This window comes from Streptomyces sp. bgisy159 (genome assembly GCF_057707805.1).
Genome location: NZ_JBYIQX010000003.1, coordinates 284,965 through 303,678, shown reverse-complemented (window position 1 = coordinate 303,678; position 18,714 = coordinate 284,965). Strand labels below are relative to the sequence as shown.

Here is an 18,714-nt window from a genome sequence, read left to right as displayed (position 1 = left end):
CCGCCCGAGGCACGATGCTGGAACCCGTGATGGACGAGACCGAGTTCTGGGAGCTGGTGGACTCCTCCCGCGAGGCCGCCGAGGGCGACCCGGAGGAACAGGCCGACGTACTGGTGTCCCGGCTGCTGGAACTGGACCCGGACGCCGTGCTGGACTTCGCCCGTCACTTCGAGGCCCGCTACAACCGCGCCTACCACTGGGATGTGTGGGGTGCCGCCTGGGTGCTGCTGGACGGCGCGAGCGACGACGCCTTCGACTTCTTCCGGTGCTGGCTGATCGGGCAGGGCCGGGACGTCTTCGAGGGGGCCCTGCACGACCCGGACTCGCTCGCCGACCTGCTGGACGACTTCGACGAGGAGATCGACGGCGACGGCGAGGAACTGGGGTACGCGGCCGACGAGGCCTACGAGCAGCTCACCGGCACCGTCGCCCCCGACCTCGGGATCTCCCCGGCGGCCGCCGAACCGGAGGGTACCCCCCTCGACTTCGAGAACGAGCGGGCGCTCGCCGAGCGGTACCCGAAGCTGTGGGACCGCTTCCGCGCGTAGGACCGGTCCGGTCACCCGGCCGGGGTGCGGCGGCGGCCCGTGTCCGACGGAAGGTAAGCCGGCGGCTGCTCGGCCCGTACGAGGTGGCGCGGCGGCGCCCCGTCGGGGTGCTCCAGCGCGGACGCGGTGGCGGCGGCCGGTCCGAGGACCACGGCGGTGACCGCGGCGGCCGCGGCCAGTACCGCCCAGGGCCGCCGGGGGCTCCTGACGTGCCGGCGTCCGCGGCCCGCACGGCCCCCGGGACCGCTCCGGGCGCGTTCGGCACACCCGATGCGGCCGATGCGGCCGATGTGGCCGATGCGGCCGATGCGGCCGATGTGGTCTGTGTGCTGGGTGCGCCCGGTCTCGGTGCGCCGGGTGTCACGCGTGTCCGCCATCTCCCCGCCCTTCGTCGGCTCCTGTCGGCACGACGGTAGGGCGGGGGGCTGGGCGGGCCCTGGGCGGCGGCTGGGGCGTCACTGTGAGGGGACGGCCCTGTAGGCGGGCGGCCTCCCCGCGGATGCCGGGCAGGTGCGCGGACAGGGCGGCGCCGGGGCAGCTCGTCATGTATCCGTCGTCGTGGCCGGCCACGGCGGGCAGCCGGACGGTCGTGCCGGCGGCGTAGCGGCTGCGGCTGTTGCTGGAGGTGAGGGGAACGGTGACGCGGGGGTCGATGTCGGACAGGCCGAGCTTCCAGGCGACGACGGCGGCTATGGCGTCGGTCATCGCCCGGGGGACGGGGACGCCCGCGGTGAAGGTGCCCAGGGCCGCGATGCCCGTGGTGCGGTGGTTGAAGCCCTGGGTGTGGGCGCCGGTGACGGGTCGGTCGACGCCGCCGGCGCGGCCCTCGTAGACGGTGCCGCAGCGGTCCACGACGAAGTTGTAGCCGATGTCGTCCCAGTCGCGGGCGCCGGTCTGCCCGGCGTAGAGGGAACGGATGATGCGGGGCGCGTCGGCGCAGTCGTAGCCGTTGGGCGAGTCGGTGTGGTGGATGAAGACGGCGACCACCTCGTCGTCGTAGCGCGGGGGTGGCTGGGCGCGCCGGGTGAGGGGGTCGAGCCAGGCGGAGCGGGGCACGATGGGCGGCCGGGGCGCGGTGTGGGCGGGGCGGGAGCGGTCGGTGGGCGGCCGGGTGCCGTCGGTGGACCGGGCCGTCGGGGCGTCGCCCTGGGCGCACATCGCGAGGACGGCGACGGCGGCGAGCGCGGGCAGGCCGCCGAGCACCACCAGGGCCGGCCTTCGGGTCGGTCCGCCCGCCCGTGACCGCATCGCCCCCAGCCGTCCGCGCAGCCCTGTCCGCATGGTCCCACTCTCGGGGCGTTCCGGTCCGTCCGCGATGTGTGCTGTGCCACCCGGTGGAACCATCGTCCCGTTCCACGACGTTTTCCGGGTTGCACGCGCGCGTGCACGGCGCGCGGGCCCACGCTCGTGTGGCTGGCTGATCACAGGGCCCTCCCCCCACGTACTCAGGGGTCCGAGAGAAAGGCGGCTCCGTGAACCTCCTGGACATCCTGCTGGTGCTCGTCGTGTCGGCCTACGCCGGCTCCGGCTACCGCCGCGGGCTGACGGCCGGCTGTGTCTCGCTGGCCGGCTTCGTCGGCGGCGCGGCCTTCGGCGTGTGGGTGCTCCCCTGGGTGATGGGCCTGGTGACGCCGGGGACCACGGCGGCGACGGTGACCGCGGTGTGTACGGTGCTGCTGCCGGCGGCCGTGGGGCACGAGCTGGCGGGCCGGCTGGCGGCGCGGCTGCGGCGCGAACTGGACGCGGGTCCGCTGCGGGTGGCCGACGGGATCGGCGGGGCGGTGGCCCACGGGGCGGCGGTGCTGATCGTGGCGTGGGTGGCGGCGAGCGTGCTGGGCGCGTCGTCGTCGCCCTCGGTGACCTCGGCGATCCGGGACTCCCGGCTGCTGGGAGCCGTGCAGGAGACGATGCCGGACACCACCCCGGCCTGGTTCGCGCGGGCCACCACCGCGCTCACCGAGGCGGGGTTCCCGCAGGTCTTCAACCCGTTCGAGCACGAGTCGACGGCCGAGGTGGCCCGTCCGTCCGGGGACAGCGTCACGGCGGCCGCGACGGACGCGGCCCGGCTGAGCACGGTGAAGATCGAGGGGGTGGCGGGCGACCAGGGCCGGGAGGGCAGCGGGTTCGTGTACGCGCCCGAGCACGTGATGACGAACGCGCACGTGGTGGCTGGCATCGACGAGCCGTCGGTGCGGGTGGGGGGCGTCGGCCGGTCGTACCCGGCGCGTGTGGTGCTGTTCGACCCCGCCAAGGACGTCGCCGTGCTGTACGTGCCGCGGCTGCGCGCCCCCGTGCTCTCCTTCGAGCCGTCGGCCGCGCGCGGGGACCGGGCGGTGGTGGCCGGCTACCCGCAGGACGGCGGTCTCGATCTGCAGGCGGCGACGGTGGCGGGCCGGGTGAAGGCGACCGGGCGCAACATCTACAACGACGAGGCCGTGGCCCGGGAGATCTACTCGGTCCGTTCCACGGTCCGCCCCGGCAACTCCGGCGGCCCGCTGCTGACCACCGAGGGCCGGGTGTACGGGGTGGTGTTCGCCCGCTCCACCTCGGACGCGGAGACGGGCTACGTCCTGACGGCCGCCGAGGTCGCCGAGGACGCGCGGCGCGCGGCGGACTCGACGGCCCCGGTGGACACGGGCGAGCTGATCAGCTCCTGACGGGCCGGGCTCACAGCCGCTGCCCCATGAACACGTCGTCGACGTACTCGCCCGCCAGCAGGAACTCCTCCGGCAGGACGCCCTCCACCGCGAACCCCTCGGACTCGTAGAGCCTGCGCGCGGGGGTGTTGTGGCCGAGGACGCGCAGGGTGAGACGGCGGGCGCCGCGCCGGCGGGCCTCGGCCAGGGCCGCGCGGATCAGCGCGCGTCCCACGCCCCGGCCGCGCGCGTCGTCGTCGACGACGAGTCCCTGGATCTGCAGGACGTGGGCGTTGGCGGCGAGCGGGGTGGGGGCGCCGAGCCGGAGGTAGCCGACGGGGCGGCCGGCCACCTCGGCGACCAGGCAGTCCTCCACGGCGTGCCGTTCGCCGAAGAAGGGCGGGAGGGGCGGCTCCGGCTCGGGCATCACCGCGTGCAGGGTGGACCAGGTGCGGTGGTCGAGGGCGGCCAGCTCCGCGTCGTCCTCGGCACGGGCGGTCCGTATGCGAAGTTCCTGGGACATGTGGGTCACCCTACGGCGGCGCTCACGCGATCAGACACGTGTTTCCCGGGTGCGCACAGCAGGATGGACGCATGCGACGTATTGCGGTGGCCGGTGCCTCCGGCCTGATCGGCAGCGCCCTGGTGCGGTCCCTGACCGCCGACGGGCACGAGGTGGTGCGCCTGGTGCGCCGGGCGCCCCGGGACGCGGACGAGGTGCGGTGGGACCCGGAGCGGGAGTACGTGGACACGGCCGGGCTCGCCGGGTGCGACGCGGTGGTCAACCTCGCCGGCGCGGGTGTGGGCGACCGGCGCTGGACGGACGACCGCAAGCGGCTGATCCGCGACAGCCGGGTGCTGGGCACCCGGACCCTGGCGCGGGCCCTGGCCGGGCTGGACGACGGTCCGCGGGTGTGGGTGAACGGCAGCGCGATCGGCTTCTACGGCGAGACCGGCGACCGGGTGACCGACGAGAGCGCGCCGGCCGGGTCGGGGTTCCTGCCCGAGCTGTGCGTGGAGTGGGAGGGCGAGGCGGCGCCGGCCGAGGCGGCGGGGGTGCGGACGGTGTTCACCCGCACCGGGCTGGTCGTGTCCCGGGACGGCGGGGCCTGGGGCAGGCTGTTCCCGCTGTTCCGGGCCGGTCTGGGCGGGCGGTTGGGCGACGGGCGGCAGTACTGGTCGTACATCGCGCTGCACGACGAGGTGGCGGCTGTCCGGCACCTGCTGGACCGTGACGACCTGTCGGGGCCGTTCAACCTGACCGCGCCCGAGCCCCTGACGAACCGTGAGATCACCGAGGCGATGGGGCGCGTGCTGCGGCGGCCGACGGTGTTCGCGGTGCCCGCGCCGGTGCTGCGGACGGCGCTGGGCGAGATGGCGGGGGACGTGCTGGGCAGTGCGCGGGTGGTACCGCGGCGGCTGCTGGAGTCGGGTTTCACGTTCGCGTTCCCGGGGATCGAGGACGCGCTGCGGGCCGCGTGAGAGCGCCCCGTGCGGTCACGTGACGCCCCCTCGGTCCATATGCGACCGTCGTGCGACCGTGCTCTGCTCATGCGCGACTGTTCCTGACCGTTCGCAGCCCTACCCTCGACCCGAACTCGGGTATCCGGGAAGCCAGTTGGGGGCATGACGTCTCCACCGGCCGCGCAACCGCGAGGAGGGGCACGTGCTAGAGCCCGCGTACCAGGCAGACGTCGTCGTGGTGGGAGCCGGGGTCGCCGGACTCTCGGCCGCCCACCGGCTGACCAGCGCAGGTGTGAGGACCGTGGTCCTGGAGGCCGCCCCCTGGGTGGGCGGCCGCATGTCGACCGAGAAGATCGACGGCTTCCGGCTCGACCGGATCGGACAGCTGCTGTCCACCGCGTACCCCGAACTGGGCCGGATGCCGGGCCTCGACGCCCTGGTCCTGCGCCCGTTCGCCCCCGGCGTCCTGCTGCACAGCGGCGGCCGGCACCACCGCGCGGGCGCGCGGACCGGAGTGGGGGGCGCACGGGGCGCACTGCACGTGGTGCGTGCCCTGGCGAGTTCGCCCCGGGTGCCGGGGCGCGCCTGGGGCTCGGGGGCGGCCCGGACGGCCGGGGCGCCGGGAGCGGTGCGGGCGGTCGCGCCCGCCTGGTCTGCCGGGGCGGGCCGGCCGTCGGGACTGCCGCTGCCCTCCGCACCGGCCAGGTCCCGCCCGGCCGGTGCGAGGGTGGGACCGCCCGCCCTCCGGGGGACCGGCGCCGGGCCGGTGCCGCCGCCGCGGGTCCGGCCGGGCGCCCCGCTGGGCACGGCCGTGGACCAGGCCCGGCTGGGCGCCGCGCTGGCGCGGCTCGGCGCCATGCCCGTGGAACGGCTGCTGGCCCGTCCGGAGTCCCCGGCCGGACAGGCCCTCGCCGGCCGGGGACTGCCCGCGCGGACCGTCGACGGGTTCCTGCGCCCGCTGCTCGCCGCCCTGCTGTGCGACCCGGACCTGACCACGTCCAGCCGGTGCGCGGACCTGGCGCTGCGGGCGTTCGCCACCGGCCGGCTGTGTCTGCCGGAGGGCGGTGCCGAGGCGCTGCCGGAGCTGCTCGCGCGGGCCCTGCCGCCGGGCACCGTGCACACCGGGGTGCGGGTCACGTCGGTCGCCACCGACCGGGTCACCACCGCCGAGCACGGGCAGTTCCGCTGCGGTGCGGTGCTGGTCGCCACGGACGCGCGTACGGCGGCCGACCTGCTGCCGGGCCTGCGGGTGCCGGAGTTCCACCCGGTGACGGTCGTCCACCACACCACGGACGAGCCGCCCGCCACCGGGGCGGCGCTGCTGCTGGACGCCGACCGGGGCGGCCCGGTCGCGCACACGGCGGTGGTCAGCGGTGTCGACCCGAGCCGCGCCCCCGCGGGCCGCACGCTGGTGTCGTCCACGGTGCTCGGCACACCGCCGCCGGGCATCGACACGGCGGTCCGCCGCCACCTGGCCCGGCTGTACGGCGTGCCGACGGACCGGTGGGAGACGCTGGCCGTCCACCACACCGCCGAGGCGGTCCCCGCGATGCGCGCCCCGCACGACCTGCGGCGCCCGGTACGGCTGCTGGCGGGGCTGTACGTGTGCGGTGACCACCGGGACACCAGCACGGTCCAGGGCGCCCTGCACTCCGCGCACCGGGCGGCCCGGGCGATCCTCGCGGACCTGGGCACGGCCGGCTCGCTGCACCTCGCCGACCCGGTCCGGACGACCCCGGAAGCCGCGTGACGCTGCCGCGGGGCAGCACACGGGGGAAGGACGCCCCGGGGCACGGACGAGCCGGCCCCACCGTCCGCCCCCGCCCACGGCACGACAGGCGCCGCCGGTCTACCCGGGAGCCCCGGGCTCTCGCATGGTCCCCGGGCCCTCGCGTGGGCCCCGGGGCAGGCGGGGACGGAGGACCCGGGGTGCCCCGGACGGCCGAGGTGACCGGGGCAGCCGAGGTGACCCGGGCGCCCGAGGTGACCGGGGGCGCCCCGGTCGGCCGGCGTTCCGGTCGGCCGGCGCCCCGGACAGCCGGCGCCCCGGACAGCCGGCGCCCCGGACAGCCGGCGTTCCGATGAACCGGACGACCCCGTCAGCCGGCGTTCCGGTCAGCCGACGGGCAGGGCTCCGCAGCCGGTCCGCGGGTCGCCCGGGCGCCCGCCACGGGCGCGGGTGGGCACGGTCAGCCCAGGGCGGCCGCCACCTTGTCGCGGTAGGTGCGCACCGCCGCCGCGTCCTTGTAGGGCTCCAGCCGCCGTTCGAACTCCCTGACGTACTCCACCGCCCGGACCGAGCGCATCTCAGCCGCCTGTCCGGCCGCCTCGGCGGCGAGCTGGCAGGCCTGGTCGAGCTCGCCGAGGCCGAGGCGCGCGGAGGCGAGGACGACCCGGCAGAACAGCCGGCTGCGGGCGTGGGCCGGGGGACGCAGCTGGAGGGCGCGCTCGGCGTGCTGGGCGGCGGCGCGGAACTGCTGGAGGTCCCGGTGGCAGTGGCCGAACTCGTCGGCCAGCTGCGCCTCGTCGAAGAACCGCGCCCAGAACGGCACCTCGTCGCCGGGCTTGGCCGCTTCCAGGGCGCGCTCGGCACGCACCAGCGAGGCGGTGCAGGCCCGGACCTCGCCCAGCACCCCGTGGCCGCGCGCCTCGACGGCGTGCAGCAGCGCCTGCACGGTCGGCGAGGCACCGGCACCGATGCCCTGCTGGGCCACCCGGGCCAGCTGCACCGCCTCCCGCCCGTGGCTCAGATAGACGGCCTGACGGCTCATGGTGATCAGCACGTAGGCGCCGTACGCCCGGTCCGCGGCGGCCTGCGACAGCCGCAGCGCCTGCACGAAGTAGCGCTGGGCGAGGCCGTGCGCGGCGATGTCGTACGAGGTCCAGCCCGCGAGGCGGGTGAGGTCCGCGGCGGCGGCGAACAGCCTGCGGCCGGTCTGCTCGCCGTAGACGCCCCGCAGCATCGGCTCGCACTCGTGCTCCAGGTAGCGCACCAGTGCCTGGCGCGCGTGGCCGCCGCCGTAGCGGTCGTCGAGGGCGCGGAACAGCTCGCCGACCGAGCGCAGGGCGTTGATGTCGCCGCCGGTGACCCGCTGGCCGGGGCCGCGCTCGCCCTGGCCGCGCGGCCGGGCCGGCGCCGCCCCGGGTCCGCCCGGTTCGGCCGCCGTCGGCACCTTGGCCGGGCGGCCCTGGACCGGTACCCGGACGGCGGTCGGCTCGCCGCGGGCCACCTTGTCGTCGGAGCGCCCGATCAGCCAGTCGCGGCTGGGCACGACCAGCCCGGCCGGGGTGAAGGCGATCTTGCGGAGCTCGGCGTGGCTGCCGGAGTCCTTGCGCCACAGCCCGCTGACGATGTCGATGGCCTCCTCGGGGGTGCCGGCGAACTCCAGACCGGCGTACACCGGCGCGCAGGCGTCCAGGCCGAGGTCCTGGGCGGTGAGCCGGCGGCCGAGGCGCCGGGTGAAGACCTCGGCGATCAGCGCGGGGGTGGTGCCGCGCGGCTGCTGCCCGCGCAGCCAGCGGGTGACGGACGTCTTGTCGTATCTGAGGTCCAGCCCGTGTTCGAGGCCGAGCTGGTCCACGCGCCGGGCGAGACCCGCGTTGGAGAACCCCGCTTCTGCGATGAGCGCGGCGAGTTGTCGGTTGGGGGTGCGCTGCGCGGGTCGTTCCGTCATGGTGCGGTGCGGTCTCCTGCCTTCCGGGCCTCTGAAGTGCCCGGATTGCCTGTGAGCAGCCCTTATGGCCTCGTGGACGGCGCGAATGTAGCTGAGCGTAAGCAGGCGGTCGCAACCTTCGGCGTTCGTTCATCCGATCGTGTGAGAATTGCCCGCCGGGCTGACGCGTGGCGGACAGTCGTACAGTGGCGTGGGCGTGTTTCACGCCTGACGACTTCGAGGAGGCGCTTGCCGTGAGTGAGCTGCGGTTCGTCCGGATGGGGTTCGGCGCGGACATGGTCGACTACCAGGTGGCGTGGGACGAGCAGCGCCGGGTGCACGCCGCCCGCTTCGCGGACGAGGCACCCGACACCTGCCTGCTCCTGGAGCACCCGCCGGTCTACACCGCGGGCCGCCGCACCGCCCCGGAGGAGCGCCCGCTCGACGGCACCCCCGTGATCGACGTGGACCGCGGCGGCAAGATCACCTGGCACGGCCCGGGCCAGCTCGTCGGCTACCCGATCCAGAAGCTGCCCCGCCCGGTGGACGTGGTCGCGCACCTGCGCCGCCTGGAGGAGGCGATGATCCGGGTCTGCGCCGACTTCGGCATCACCACCTCGCGCGTCGAGGGCCGGGCCGGCGTCTGGGTGCTGGGCGACCCGGTCGAGGCACGCCCCAGGCTCGGCGGGCTCACCCTCGACTTCGACCCCCGCGCCGCCGACCCGGAGTTCGACCCCCGCCTGAACGGTCCCGAGTACGCCCCGTCCAACGCCGGCCAGCGCCGCGAGGACCGCAAGATCTGCGCCATGGGCATCCGGGTCGCCAAGGGCGTCACCATGCACGGCTTCGCCCTCAACGTGAACCCGGACACCTCGAACTTCGACAAGATCATCCCGTGCGGCATCCGCGACGCGGGCGTGACCTCGCTCTCCTACGAGCTCGGCCGCGAGGTCACCATCGAGGAGGTGCTGCCGGTCGCCGAGCGGCACCTGCGCGACGTACTGGAGAACGCGGACCCGAAGCCGCGCGAGATCGAGAAGACGTCGGCGGCCTGACGTCGGACCGGGCCTTCGGGCATTCGAATCCACGGGCGTACCCTTGGGGGCGCCGAAGAATCAATCGCTAGGGAGCCGGTCGTGTCCGCAGTCGCACCCGACGGGAAGCAAGTGCCAAGCCCTGACGGGCGGCGAATGCTGCGCCTGGAGGTCCGCAACAGCCAGACCCCCATCGAGCGCAAGCCCGAGTGGATCAAGACCCGGGCGAAGATGGGCCCCGAGTACACCAAGATGCAGAACCTCGTGAAGGGCGAGGGCCTGCACACGGTGTGCCAGGAAGCCGGCTGCCCCAACATCTACGAGTGCTGGGAGGACCGGGAGGCGACCTTCCTCATCGGCGGCGACCAGTGCACCCGGCGCTGCGACTTCTGCCAGATCGACACCGGCAAGCCCGAGGCGCTCGACCGCGACGAGCCGCGCCGCGTCGGCGAGTCCGTGGTCACCATGGACCTGAACTACGCGACCATCACCGGCGTCGCGCGCGACGACCTGGAGGACGGCGGCGCCTGGCTGTACGCGGAGACGGTCCGCCAGATCCACCAGCAGACCGCCGCCCGTGAGGCCGGCCGCACCAAGGTCGAGCTGCTGGCCCCCGACTTCAACGCCGTGCCGGAGCTGCTGCGGGAGGTGTTCGAGTCCCGCCCCGAGGTGTTCGCGCACAACGTCGAGACGGTCCCCCGGATCTTCAAGCGCATCCGCCCCGGCTTCCGCTACGAGCGCTCCCTGAAGGTCCTCACCGACGCCCGCGACTTCGGCCTGGTCACCAAGTCGAACCTGATCCTCGGCATGGGCGAGACCCGCGAGGAGGTCAGTGAGGCGCTGAAGCAGCTCCACGAGGCGGGCTGCGAGCTGATCACCATCACGCAGTACCTGCGCCCGTCCGTGCGCCACCACCCGGTGGAGCGGTGGGTGAAGCCGCAGGAGTTCGTGGAGCTGAAGGAGGAGGCCGAGCAGATCGGCTTCTCCGGAGTGATGTCCGGGCCGCTGGTGCGGTCGTCGTACCGGGCCGGGCGGCTGTACCGGATGGCCGTCGAGAAGCGCGGCGGCTTCGTGGCGGGCCAGGCCGTGTGAGGGCTGCCCCCATGGCCGGGCGGCCGACTGTGTGAATTCACGCACAAGCGGCTACCGGCCGGTTCTGACCGGTTCGACGCGGTCCCGCCCGTCCTCCCAGCTGGGGGCACGGGTCGGGGCCGCGTTCGTGTTGCCGGGGCCCGGGATCGGCCGTATCAAGGCTTCATCGGTGTTTGACCGGTCGGTCACGCCCTGGTAACACCAATGAGTGACTCTGCTATCACACCCTGTAGGGCCTTACCCACCGCCACCGAGGGGGGACCTCATCATGCAGGCCGCGCCCGTACGCGCCACCGCCATCCCGTCCTTCACCGACGCGCTGCGCGCCGTCGAGTCGCTGCTCATGAGCGGCGGCCAGCGCACCGCCCGGCGCAACGCCTGGACGTCCGTCCTGGAGGACCGCCGCCGCGCCAAGGACCGCGTCGAGACGCAGCGCGTCCTCGAAGCGGCCGTCTCCGCCCGCTCCTGACCGGCCGCGGCCCCGCCCCAGGGGGCCGTCGCACCGCCGCCCCCGCCCCACGGGGGGCACCCCAGTCCCACCGCTCCCGGCCCGCCCCGGGACACCGCCGTCGTCGGCGCTCCCGCGGCCACGTAGACTTCGTGGCATGGCGAGGAAGGACAACGCGGCCGAGGCCGCGAACCCCGGGCGACTGAAGCAGATCGCCCTGACCTACAAGATGACCCGCAAGGCCGACAAGAAGATCGGTCTTGTACTCGCGGCTGTCGGAATCGTCACCTTCGGTGTCTTCCTCGCGATCGGTTTCTTGATCGGTCACCCCATCTATCTCGGCATCCTGGGCCTTCTGCTCGCCTTCCTCGCGTCGGCGATCGTGTTCGGACGCCGGGCCGAGCGGGCCGCCTTCGGCCAGATGGAGGGCCAGCCGGGCGCCGCCGCGGCCGTACTGGACAACATCGGCCGGGGCTGGACGACCACCCCCGCGGTGGCGATGAACCGCAGCCAGGACGTGGTGCACCGGGCCGTCGGCAAGGCCGGCATCGTCCTGGTCGCCGAGGGCAACCCCAACCGGGTGAAGAGCCTGCTGGCCGCCGAGAAGAAGAAGATGAACCGCATCGTCGCGGACGTGCCCGTGCACGACCTCACCGTCGGCACCGGTGAGGGGCAGGTCGAGCTGAAGAAGCTGCGGACCACGATGATGAAGCTCCCCCGGGTGCTCACCGGACCGCAGGTGACGGCGACGAACGACCGGCTGCGCGCCCTGGGCGACCTGATGAGCAACATGCCGCTGCCGAAGGGGCCGATGCCGAAGGGCATGAAGCTCCCGAAGGGCGGGCCGAAGGGCCGCTAGCCCCCAACCCACGATGCTGTCGGCCTCACGACCAGGCCCCGGGAACCTCCTACGGGTTCAGCCGGGGCCTTCGTCGTATCCCGTCCGCCGCATCCCGTCCGTCGTGTCCCGTCCGTCGTGTCCCGTCCGTCGTGTCCCGTCCGTCGCCGGGCGACGGAATGGCGCTGCCCGGTCGCGCGGTCCTCGCGCTCCCGGACGGCCGGACAGCCGGACTCGGACCGGACAGCCGGGCTCAGATCCGTACCTCCACCGTCCGGGCCAGCCGGTCGTGAAGACCCCGGCCGTCGCGGTCCCAGATCAGGGCCGGGACGGCGAGGCAGAGCAGGAAGGTGCGCAGCAGGGCGCGCAGCGGGCTGACCGTGCCGGTCTCCAGGCTCACGACCCGGATGCCGAAGAGACGCTTGCCCGGGGTGAAACCGATCGTGCCGACGGTGAGGGCACCCAGCGCGAAGAAGACGAGCAGCGCCCAGTTGCTGGTGGCGGGGCTGTAGCCGTCCGTGATGAGGCCGTATGCGATCAAGACGCACAGCGCCCAGTCGACGCCGATGGCACCGAGACGCCGGCCGGGGCGGGCCAGGGAGTTCGGCCCCTCCTCCGGCAGACCCAGCTGCTCACCCCGGTAGCCGAACTCCGCACCGGCGTCCTCCATGGCCGCGCGGGGCCCGGAGAGCCACGATCCGATTGCTTGCCTGTTGTCCACCCGTCCACGGTACTGCGCCCGTATATGCCCCCTGCGCCGAGGGTGGACCGGAGCTAGGCTCGGACCGGGGCCGGTTAACTTCAGCGAAACAAATGGGTCACGCCCGAGAAATCACCCGTCCCTAGGGTCGAGGACAGCGTGTGCCACCGCACTGGCCGCACGAACGAACTACCACCCCGGCATGGCGGTCGGGAGTAGGAGGAGCTGGATGTTCCAGAACGCCGACGAGGCCAAGAAGTTCATCGCGGACGAGGACGTCAAGTTCATCGACGTCCGCTTCTGCGACCTGCCGGGCGTCATGCAGCACTTCTCGCTGCCCGTCGAGGCGTTCGACCCGGACGAGGAGCTCGCCTTCGACGGTTCGTCGATCCGCGGTTTCCAGGCGATCCACGAGTCCGACATGGCGCTGCGTGCCGACCTGTCGACGGCCCGGGTCGACCCGTTCCGCCGCGACAAGACGCTCAACATCAACTTCTTCATCCACGACCCGATCACGGGCGAGCAGTACTCCCGTGACCCGCGCAACGTGGCGAAGAAGGCCGAGGCCTACCTGGCGTCGACCGGTATCGCGGACACCGCGTTCTTCGGTCCCGAGGCCGAGTTCTACGTCTTCGACAGCGTCCGCTTCCGGACCTCGGAGAACGAGTCCTTCTACCACATCGACTCCGAGGCCGGCGCCTGGAACACGGGTGCACTGGAGGACAACCGCGGTTACAAGGTCCGCTACAAGGGCGGCTACTTCCCGGTCCCGCCCGTCGACCACTTCGCCGACCTGCGCGCCGAGATCTCCCTGGAGCTGGCCAAGTCGGGCCTGCAGGTCGAGCGCCAGCACCACGAGGTGGGCACCGCCGGCCAGGCCGAGATCAACTACAAGTTCAACACGCTGCTCGCCGCCGCGGACGACCTGCAGCTCTTCAAGTACATCGTGAAGAACGTGGCCTGGCGCAACGGCAAGACCGCGACCTTCATGCCGAAGCCGATCTTCGGCGACAACGGCTCGGGCATGCACGTGCACCAGTCGCTGTGGGCCGGCGGCCAGCCCCTCTTCTACGACGAGGCCGGTTACGCGGGCCTGTCGGACATGGCCCGCTACTACATCGGCGGCATCCTCAAGCACGCCCCGTCGCTGCTGGCCTTCACCAACCCGACGGTGAACTCGTACCACCGTCTGGTGCCGGGCTTCGAGGCCCCGATCAACCTCGTCTACTCGCAGCGCAACCGCTCCGCGGCCATGCGTATCCCGATCACGGGGTCGAACCCGAAGGCCAAGCGCGTCGAGTTCCGGGCGCCCGACTCCTCCGGCAACCCGTACCTCGCCTTCTCGGCCCTGCTCCTCGCGGGCCTGGACGGCATCAAGAACAAGATCGAGCCGGCCGAGCCGATCGACAAGGACCTGTACGAGCTGGCTCCGGAGGAGCACGCGAACGTCGCCCAGGTCCCGACCTCCCTCCCGGCCGTCCTCGACTCGCTCGAGTCCGACCACGAGTTCCTCCTCCAGGGCGACGTCTTCACGTCCGACCTGATCGAGACGTGGATCGACTTCAAGCGCACCAACGAGATCGCCCCGCTGCAGCTGCGCCCGCACCCGCACGAGTTCGAGCTGTACTTCGACGTGTGATATCGCCCCAGGTCGAAGCGGGTTTCCGCTCGCCTGGACCGTCCTGGGCCGTCGGCCGGCCCTCCCCGCACGGGAGGGCCGGCCGACGGCTTTCGCGGCTCCGGGTGGGCGTGTGCCGCCACCCTCGCGGACCGGGCGACGCGGGAGCGGGACACGGACGGGGGGCGAGATGTTGCTGCCCGGCGCACGCGCGGTGAGGCTGACCCTGACATCAACGGACCCCAGCGGGCGATCGGGACCGAGCCGATCGCGGCGGGCGGAAGGAGCGCAGGCAATGAGGGTCATGCTGAGAGCACGTCTGGACACCCAGGTGTCCAACGAGGCGATCAAGAACGGCACGCTGCCGAAGATCATGCAGTCGATGGCGGAACGGCTCCACGCCGAGGCGGCCTACTTCGGGCCCAGCGAGGGCGGGCGCTCCTGCACCTTCGTCTTCGACATGCAGGACAGCTCCCTGCTCCCCACGATCGCGGAGCCGCTCTTCCAGGAACTCGGCGCGCGGATCGAGATCCAGCCGGTGATGAACACCGAGGACATGCAGAAGGGCCTCGCCGCCCTGCAGCAGGGCTGAGCCCCGGCCGGCGCCCACACCTGATCCGCCGGTCCGCCGGTCCCGCCGCGCCACGGCCCCTGACCTGGAAGTCCGGTCGGGGGCCGCTCGCATGACCGGCCTCCGCGGCCACCGCCGTTTCCCGGGGGCGGGGGTACGGGCGTATGTTCTATCGCATCGTTGCAGTCGTCGACTTCGACAAGGCGGTACGGGGGCGTACGGGATGGCGGGACAGACGCACGGGCGTGGACAGGGGCCCGACGAGCACGGTGACGAGCGCGAGTTCGACCTGCGCTGGGCGGATGCGGCCGAGCACAAGGAGCCGTCCGCGCGGGCGCGGATGCTGGCGGCCCGGTGGCAGGACAGCCCACCGGAGGCGGTGCCGTTCCGGGGGGATCCGGACGGGGTGGGGCGGCAGCGGTCGGGCTGGGGGGCCGTGGCACTCGTGCTGGGGTGTGTGGTCGCGGTGATCCTGGTGCTGGGTTACCTGGGCTTCCAGCCGCCGTACTGGTAGCGGCTGACCCCGTACCAGGAGCTGTCGGCCACCGCCGCCCCGCGCCTTCACGCGGGTCCCCTGGTCAGGGGACATGGGGACATGCGAACATGACCGGGCGCCGAGGCCGACCCCCGCGGTCAGGGACCTTTGCCGGGGCCGGGGCCGTTCGGGACCGTGCCTTCGGCGGGGGGCGGTGCACACTGGGCAGTGGGGCGAGTGTCTGACTGCGGGTGTGACTGCGGGGTGGTACAGATGCGGAGCCGGTTCCAGAGCGATCGGCGGCTGACCGTGCGGATGACGGTCACCATGTTTCTGCTCGGGCTTCTCTACGTGGCGTTCGTGGCGGCGCTGGTGCTGCTGCTGAGGTCGTGGGTGATGGTCGCGGTCGTGGCCGCGGCGCTGCTCGGCGCCCAGTACTGGTTCTCGGACCAGATCGCGCTGTTCGCGATGCGCGGGCGGGTGGTGGAGCGGGAGGAGTATCCCGAGCTGCACGCCGTGGTGGACCGGCTGTGTGCCATCGCGGACATGCCGAAGCCGGTCGTCGCCGTCTCCAGCATGGACATGCCGAACGCGTTCGCGACGGGGCGCAATCCCGACAAGGCCGTGGTCTGCGTGACGACCGGGCTGCTGCGGCGGCTGGAACCCGCCGAACTGGAGGGCGTCCTCGCGCACGAGCTGTCGCACGTGGCCCACAAGGACGTCGCCGTGATCACCATCGCCTCGTTCCTCGGTGTGATCGCGGGTCTGATCGTGCGGTTCGCGTTCTACTCGCAGCTGTTCGGCGGGCGCCGGGACCAGAACACCGCGGCCGTGTTCGCCGCCGTGATGGGCGTCTCGGCTGCCGTGTACGCGGTGAGCTTCCTGCTGATCAGGGCCCTGTCCCGGTACCGGGAGCTGGCCGCGGACCGTGCGGCCGCGCTGCTGACCGGCCGGCCCTCGGTGCTCGCGTCGGCACTGACCAAGGTGACCGGTGACATCGCGCGGATCCCGACGAAGGACCTGCGGACGGCGCAGGCGTTCAACGCGTTCTACTTCACCCCCGCCGCCGGCAAGGAGCCCGGCATCGAGCGCGTGTTCTCCACCCACCCGACCCTGCAGCAGCGGCTGGAGCAGCTGGAGCGGATCTCCGCCGAGCTGGGCGAGGCCGCGGCGCCCGGCGAGAGGTGAGCATGGGACTCCTGGACATCCTGCTCGGCCGGACGAAACCGGTCGCACCCGATCTCGGTCAGCTGTTCGCGCTGCCGTCCGCGGCGATCACTCTGGAGGCGGCGGCCGGCTTCACGCCGACCGGGCAGGGCGCGGTGTGCTTCGCCACGGTGGAGGGCGGGGCCTTCGAGCAGACGCACCGGGAGGTGCGGGCACTGCTGGACGCGGACACCGGCCGCACAGGCCCACCGGTGGAGCTGACCCGGGACGACTACGGCTACTCGTGGCTGGTCTCCCACCGCTCCCCCGACCAGCTCGTGGAGCTGGTCAACGACCTGCACGCGGTGAACAGCGCCCTGGAGGCCGACGGCTTCGGCCCCCAGCTGCTGTGCTCGCTGGCGGGCTTCCGCAGCGCCGACGACGGCCGGCGGCTGGCCCTGGTGTACCTGTACAAGCGGGGTTCCTTCTACCCGTTCGCGCCGCTGCCCGGCGGCGGACAGCGGCGCGACAACGCACTGGAGCTGCAGGTGAAGGCGGCCCTCGCGAACGACCTGCGGATCGAGGGGGACCTCGGCCGGTGGTTCCCGGTCTGGGGCGCGCCCGGCCTGTGACACCCCGCGCGGCTCGGGGGCGGGGTGGCTCGGGGGCCGGGGTCCTGCCCCCGGCCCGCCGGTCGGCCCCTGAGCCCGCGCTCGCGCCGGTGGCGACGCTCCCGCCCGGCCTGCCGGTAGCGGTGGTCGGGAAGGTCGCGGCGGCCGGGGCGGGGCGGTCGGGGCACGCCTCCCGCCAGGTGCGCGCGATCCGCGGCTGCCGCGCGCCGCACACGCTCACACCCCCGGCGCCGCCGCGACGACCCCCGCCGCGATGGCCGCGCCGAGCGCCGCGTGGTCGGCGTCCGTCTGGTCGGCGTACGCGAGGGCGAACTCGGTGACGGCCCGTTCGAAGGTGTCGGCGGAGCCGAGGTAGCCGCCGATGGCGATGCGGTCGCCGGAGCGGGCATGGGCCCGGGCCAGGGCGGTGCCGCACAGGCGGGCGTAGCCGAGCAGGTCGGCCGGCCCCATGCCGGCGACGTCGGCCGAGCCCTTCATGTCGCGCAGCTGACGCCAGTAGAAGGCGCGGCCCTGCGGCCCGGTCATCCAGCCCAGGAAGATGTCCCCGGCGGCCTGCAGCAGCCGCTGCCCGGCGACGACACGGTGGCCGGGATGGACGTACGGCCCGCTCGGCAGGTACTCCTCCAGGACGGCCGGCCGGGCCTCCTTGATCTGCAGGAACAGCGGGTCGTCCGCGTCGCGGCCGGTGAGCAGGACGACGAAACAGCGAGTGCCGACGCTGCCGACACCGACCACCTTGCGGGCGGCGTCGACGAAGCGGTAGCGGTCGAGGAGGAGGCGGCGCTCCTCGGCGAGGGTGGAGCGGTAGTCGCTGAAGATCTTGCGCAGCGCGGCGGTGTCGGAGGCGCCCGCGGGCTCCAGCAGCGGTGGGTCGTGGATGATGCGGCGCTGTCCGTCGACGACCTCGGTGAGCTTGCCGAGGGCCTGCAGGTGGGTGCGGCGGCGGGCGCGGGTGAGGCTGGCTTCGACGCGGCGTCGGGGGCCGGCGGAACGGGCGAGGGCGAGGAGCTGGTCGGCGTCCATCCGGGCGTACCAGACGTCGAGTTCTCCCTGCCGGGCCAGCCGCCGCATGGTGGTGCGGTACGCGGACGCGGCCTCGCGCGCGGCGAGGCGGACCTTGGGCTCCTTGTGGCCGTTCTCGCGTCCGGCGACGGCCACGGAGGCGGCGAGCCGTTTGACGTCCCACTCGAAGGGGCCGGTGTAGGTCTCGTCGAAGTTGTTGAGGTCGAAGAGGAGGGTCCGCTCGGGGGACGCGAACAGGCCGAAGTTGAGGAGGTGGGCGTCGCCGCACAGCTGGACGGTGAGTCCGGTGTGGGGCTGCGCGGCGAGGTCGGCGGCCATGACGGCGGCGGCACCGCGCAGGAAGGACAGCGGTGAGGCGCTCATCCTGCCGTACCGGATCGGCAGCAGCTCCGGCAGCCGGTCCTGGCCCTGCCGCTCCAGCAGGGCGACCGGGTCGTGGCGGTCGACGGGCGGCAGCCATGCGGCGTGTCCGGACCGGGGGACCCGTTTGCGGGCGCGTCTGCCGAGGTCGGCCCGGTCGGTCGGGGTCGTCATGTGCCGCGCCCCGGCTCGGGGCGCACCGGTGTGCGCTGCCGTGGCTTCATCCGGCCTCCCGTCCGCGCGTGCTCACCACTCACGATTCCCCGATGCCAGCAGTGAAAGCCGGACGCGGGCGGGGCGCACGCGGAGTACGGCGGACGGGTGACGGGGCGTTGTCAGTGGCGGCGGGCAGGATGGTGGGAGCGGCGGCGCGCCGCTCGGCACGGCTCGGGCAGGGCTCGGCACGGTTCGGCGGTCGGCGGTCGGCGGTCGGCGGTCGGCGCCTCGGTGCAACGGGTCCGGGACGGTACGGAGGA

Annotated in this window: 19 protein-coding genes; 13 read left to right on the top strand and 6 right to left on the bottom strand. The window is 73.6% G+C overall.

Annotated elements, in window-relative coordinates; all coding sequences use genetic code 11:
• Window positions 1–29 precede the first annotated feature (29 nt).
• Window positions 30–548: a DUF4240 domain-containing protein gene (locus AC3ET3_RS05285; RefSeq protein WP_432135735.1), complete on the top strand. Its 519-nt coding sequence runs from the start codon at window positions 30–32 to the stop codon at window positions 546–548.
• 11 nt (window positions 549–559) lie between these two features.
• Here AC3ET3_RS05285 and AC3ET3_RS05280 read toward each other — a convergent pair whose 3' ends face one another.
• Window positions 560–925, bottom strand: coding sequence for a hypothetical protein (locus tag AC3ET3_RS05280; RefSeq protein ID WP_435611702.1), 366 nt, complete (start codon window positions 923–925; stop codon window positions 560–562).
• Window positions 909–1,829, bottom strand: a complete 921-nt coding sequence (locus AC3ET3_RS05275) for a peptidoglycan recognition protein family protein (RefSeq protein WP_435611701.1) — start codon at window positions 1,827–1,829, stop codon at window positions 909–911. Before AC3ET3_RS05275 ends, AC3ET3_RS05280 begins: the two co-directional genes overlap by 17 nt.
• Window positions 1,830–2,020: 191 nt before the next feature.
• On the opposite strand from AC3ET3_RS05275, the gene AC3ET3_RS05270 reads away from it, so the two are divergent.
• Window positions 2,021–3,205, top strand: coding sequence for a MarP family serine protease (locus AC3ET3_RS05270; RefSeq protein ID WP_432135646.1), 1,185 nt, complete (start codon window positions 2,021–2,023; stop codon window positions 3,203–3,205).
• 10 nt (window positions 3,206–3,215) lie between these two features.
• Here AC3ET3_RS05270 and AC3ET3_RS05265 read toward each other — a convergent pair whose 3' ends face one another.
• On the bottom strand, window positions 3,216–3,707 hold the full coding sequence (locus AC3ET3_RS05265; RefSeq protein ID WP_432135647.1) for a GNAT family N-acetyltransferase: 492 nt from the start codon (window positions 3,705–3,707) through the stop codon (window positions 3,216–3,218).
• A 71-nt stretch (window positions 3,708–3,778) separates the two neighbouring features.
• On the opposite strand from AC3ET3_RS05265, the gene AC3ET3_RS05260 reads away from it, so the two are divergent.
• A complete protein-coding gene (locus tag AC3ET3_RS05260; RefSeq protein WP_432135648.1) occupies window positions 3,779–4,666 on the top strand; it encodes a TIGR01777 family oxidoreductase in 888 nt (295 codons plus the stop codon).
• A 184-nt stretch (window positions 4,667–4,850) separates the two neighbouring features.
• On the top strand, window positions 4,851–6,398 hold the full coding sequence (locus AC3ET3_RS05255; RefSeq protein WP_435611700.1) for an NAD(P)/FAD-dependent oxidoreductase: 1,548 nt from the start codon (window positions 4,851–4,853) through the stop codon (window positions 6,396–6,398).
• Between the two features lie 439 nt (window positions 6,399–6,837).
• Here AC3ET3_RS05255 and AC3ET3_RS05250 read toward each other — a convergent pair whose 3' ends face one another.
• Window positions 6,838–8,322, bottom strand: coding sequence for an NsdA family TPR-like regulatory protein (locus AC3ET3_RS05250; protein ID WP_432135650.1), 1,485 nt, complete (start codon window positions 8,320–8,322; stop codon window positions 6,838–6,840).
• Between the two features lie 233 nt (window positions 8,323–8,555).
• On the opposite strand from AC3ET3_RS05250, the gene lipB reads away from it, so the two are divergent.
• The 4 genes from lipB to AC3ET3_RS05230 all read left to right on the top strand — a co-directional run bounded on the left by lipB (window position 8,556) and on the right by AC3ET3_RS05230 (window position 11,734).
• Complete coding sequence (gene lipB / locus AC3ET3_RS05245; protein ID WP_432135651.1) at window positions 8,556–9,356, top strand: lipoyl(octanoyl) transferase LipB; 801 nt, start codon at window positions 8,556–8,558, stop codon at window positions 9,354–9,356.
• A 135-nt stretch (window positions 9,357–9,491) separates the two neighbouring features.
• Window positions 9,492–10,427 carry a lipoyl synthase gene (gene lipA / locus AC3ET3_RS05240; RefSeq protein WP_432135736.1) on the top strand — a complete coding sequence of 312 codons (936 nt, stop codon included), beginning with the start codon at window positions 9,492–9,494 and terminating at the stop codon, window positions 10,425–10,427.
• 268 nt (window positions 10,428–10,695) lie between these two features.
• Window positions 10,696–10,896: an SCO2195 family GlnR-regulated protein gene (locus tag AC3ET3_RS05235; protein WP_432135652.1), complete on the top strand. Its 201-nt coding sequence runs from the start codon at window positions 10,696–10,698 to the stop codon at window positions 10,894–10,896.
• A 136-nt stretch (window positions 10,897–11,032) separates the two neighbouring features.
• Window positions 11,033–11,734 (top strand): DUF4191 domain-containing protein, encoded by a 702-nt coding sequence (locus tag AC3ET3_RS05230; RefSeq protein WP_432135653.1) that lies wholly within the window; start codon window positions 11,033–11,035, stop codon window positions 11,732–11,734.
• Between the two features lie 232 nt (window positions 11,735–11,966).
• Here the strand turns inward: AC3ET3_RS05230 and AC3ET3_RS05225 are convergent, their stop codons facing one another.
• A complete protein-coding gene (locus tag AC3ET3_RS05225; protein WP_432135654.1) occupies window positions 11,967–12,434 on the bottom strand; it encodes an RDD family protein in 468 nt (155 codons plus the stop codon).
• Window positions 12,435–12,642: 208 nt separating this feature from the next.
• Between AC3ET3_RS05225 and glnA the strand changes: the two genes are divergently transcribed.
• The 5 genes from glnA (at window position 12,643) to pspAB (ending at window position 16,855) form a co-directional block, all read left to right on the top strand.
• A complete protein-coding gene (gene glnA, locus AC3ET3_RS05220) occupies window positions 12,643–14,052 on the top strand; it encodes a type I glutamate--ammonia ligase (RefSeq protein ID WP_432135655.1) in 1,410 nt (469 codons plus the stop codon).
• Between the two features lie 274 nt (window positions 14,053–14,326).
• A complete protein-coding gene (locus AC3ET3_RS05215) occupies window positions 14,327–14,623 on the top strand; it encodes a DUF3303 family protein (RefSeq protein WP_432135656.1) in 297 nt (98 codons plus the stop codon).
• 202 nt (window positions 14,624–14,825) lie between these two features.
• Complete coding sequence (locus AC3ET3_RS05210) at window positions 14,826–15,116, top strand: SCO2583/SCO2584 N-terminal domain-containing protein (protein ID WP_432155767.1); 291 nt, start codon at window positions 14,826–14,828, stop codon at window positions 15,114–15,116.
• 234 nt (window positions 15,117–15,350) lie between these two features.
• A complete protein-coding gene (gene htpX, locus AC3ET3_RS05205; protein WP_432135658.1) occupies window positions 15,351–16,265 on the top strand; it encodes a zinc metalloprotease HtpX in 915 nt (304 codons plus the stop codon).
• 2 nt (window positions 16,266–16,267) lie between these two features.
• Window positions 16,268–16,855 (top strand): PspA-associated protein PspAB, encoded by a 588-nt coding sequence (pspAB, locus tag AC3ET3_RS05200; protein ID WP_432135659.1) that lies wholly within the window; start codon window positions 16,268–16,270, stop codon window positions 16,853–16,855.
• 216 nt (window positions 16,856–17,071) lie between these two features.
• On the opposite strand, the gene AC3ET3_RS05195 is transcribed toward pspAB, so the two are convergent.
• Entirely contained in the window at window positions 17,072–18,412 is a 1,341-nt protein-coding gene (locus tag AC3ET3_RS05195; RefSeq protein ID WP_435611699.1) for a DUF2252 domain-containing protein, read from the bottom strand.
• Between the last annotated feature and the right edge of the window lie 302 nt (window positions 18,413–18,714).

Bases quoted from the DNA above. Each gene is read 5' to 3' on its own strand.
- AC3ET3_RS05285 (WP_432135735.1), top strand. From the start codon at position 30: ATGGACGAGACCGAGTTCTGGGAGCTGGTGGACTCCTCCCGCGAGGCC.
- AC3ET3_RS05280 (WP_435611702.1), bottom strand. From the start codon at position 925: ATGGCGGACACGCGTGACACCCGGCGCACCGAGACCGGGCGCACCCAG.
- AC3ET3_RS05275 (WP_435611701.1), bottom strand. From the start codon at position 1,829: ATGCGGACAGGGCTGCGCGGACGGCTGGGGGCGATGCGGTCACGGGCG.
- AC3ET3_RS05265 (WP_432135647.1), bottom strand. From the start codon at position 3,707: ATGTCCCAGGAACTTCGCATACGGACCGCCCGTGCCGAGGACGACGCG.
- AC3ET3_RS05260 (WP_432135648.1), top strand. From the start codon at position 3,779: ATGCGACGTATTGCGGTGGCCGGTGCCTCCGGCCTGATCGGCAGCGCC.
- AC3ET3_RS05250 (WP_432135650.1), bottom strand. From the start codon at position 8,322: ATGACGGAACGACCCGCGCAGCGCACCCCCAACCGACAACTCGCCGCG.
- lipA (WP_432135736.1), top strand. From the start codon at position 9,492: ATGCTGCGCCTGGAGGTCCGCAACAGCCAGACCCCCATCGAGCGCAAG.
- AC3ET3_RS05235 (WP_432135652.1), top strand. From the start codon at position 10,696: ATGCAGGCCGCGCCCGTACGCGCCACCGCCATCCCGTCCTTCACCGAC.
- AC3ET3_RS05230 (WP_432135653.1), top strand. From the start codon at position 11,033: ATGGCGAGGAAGGACAACGCGGCCGAGGCCGCGAACCCCGGGCGACTG.
- glnA (WP_432135655.1), top strand. From the start codon at position 12,643: ATGTTCCAGAACGCCGACGAGGCCAAGAAGTTCATCGCGGACGAGGAC.
- AC3ET3_RS05215 (WP_432135656.1), top strand. From the start codon at position 14,327: ATGAGGGTCATGCTGAGAGCACGTCTGGACACCCAGGTGTCCAACGAG.
- AC3ET3_RS05210 (WP_432155767.1), top strand. From the start codon at position 14,826: ATGGCGGGACAGACGCACGGGCGTGGACAGGGGCCCGACGAGCACGGT.
- htpX (WP_432135658.1), top strand. From the start codon at position 15,351: ATGCGGAGCCGGTTCCAGAGCGATCGGCGGCTGACCGTGCGGATGACG.
- pspAB (WP_432135659.1), top strand. From the start codon at position 16,268: ATGGGACTCCTGGACATCCTGCTCGGCCGGACGAAACCGGTCGCACCC.
- AC3ET3_RS05195 (WP_435611699.1), bottom strand. From the start codon at position 18,412: ATGACGACCCCGACCGACCGGGCCGACCTCGGCAGACGCGCCCGCAAA.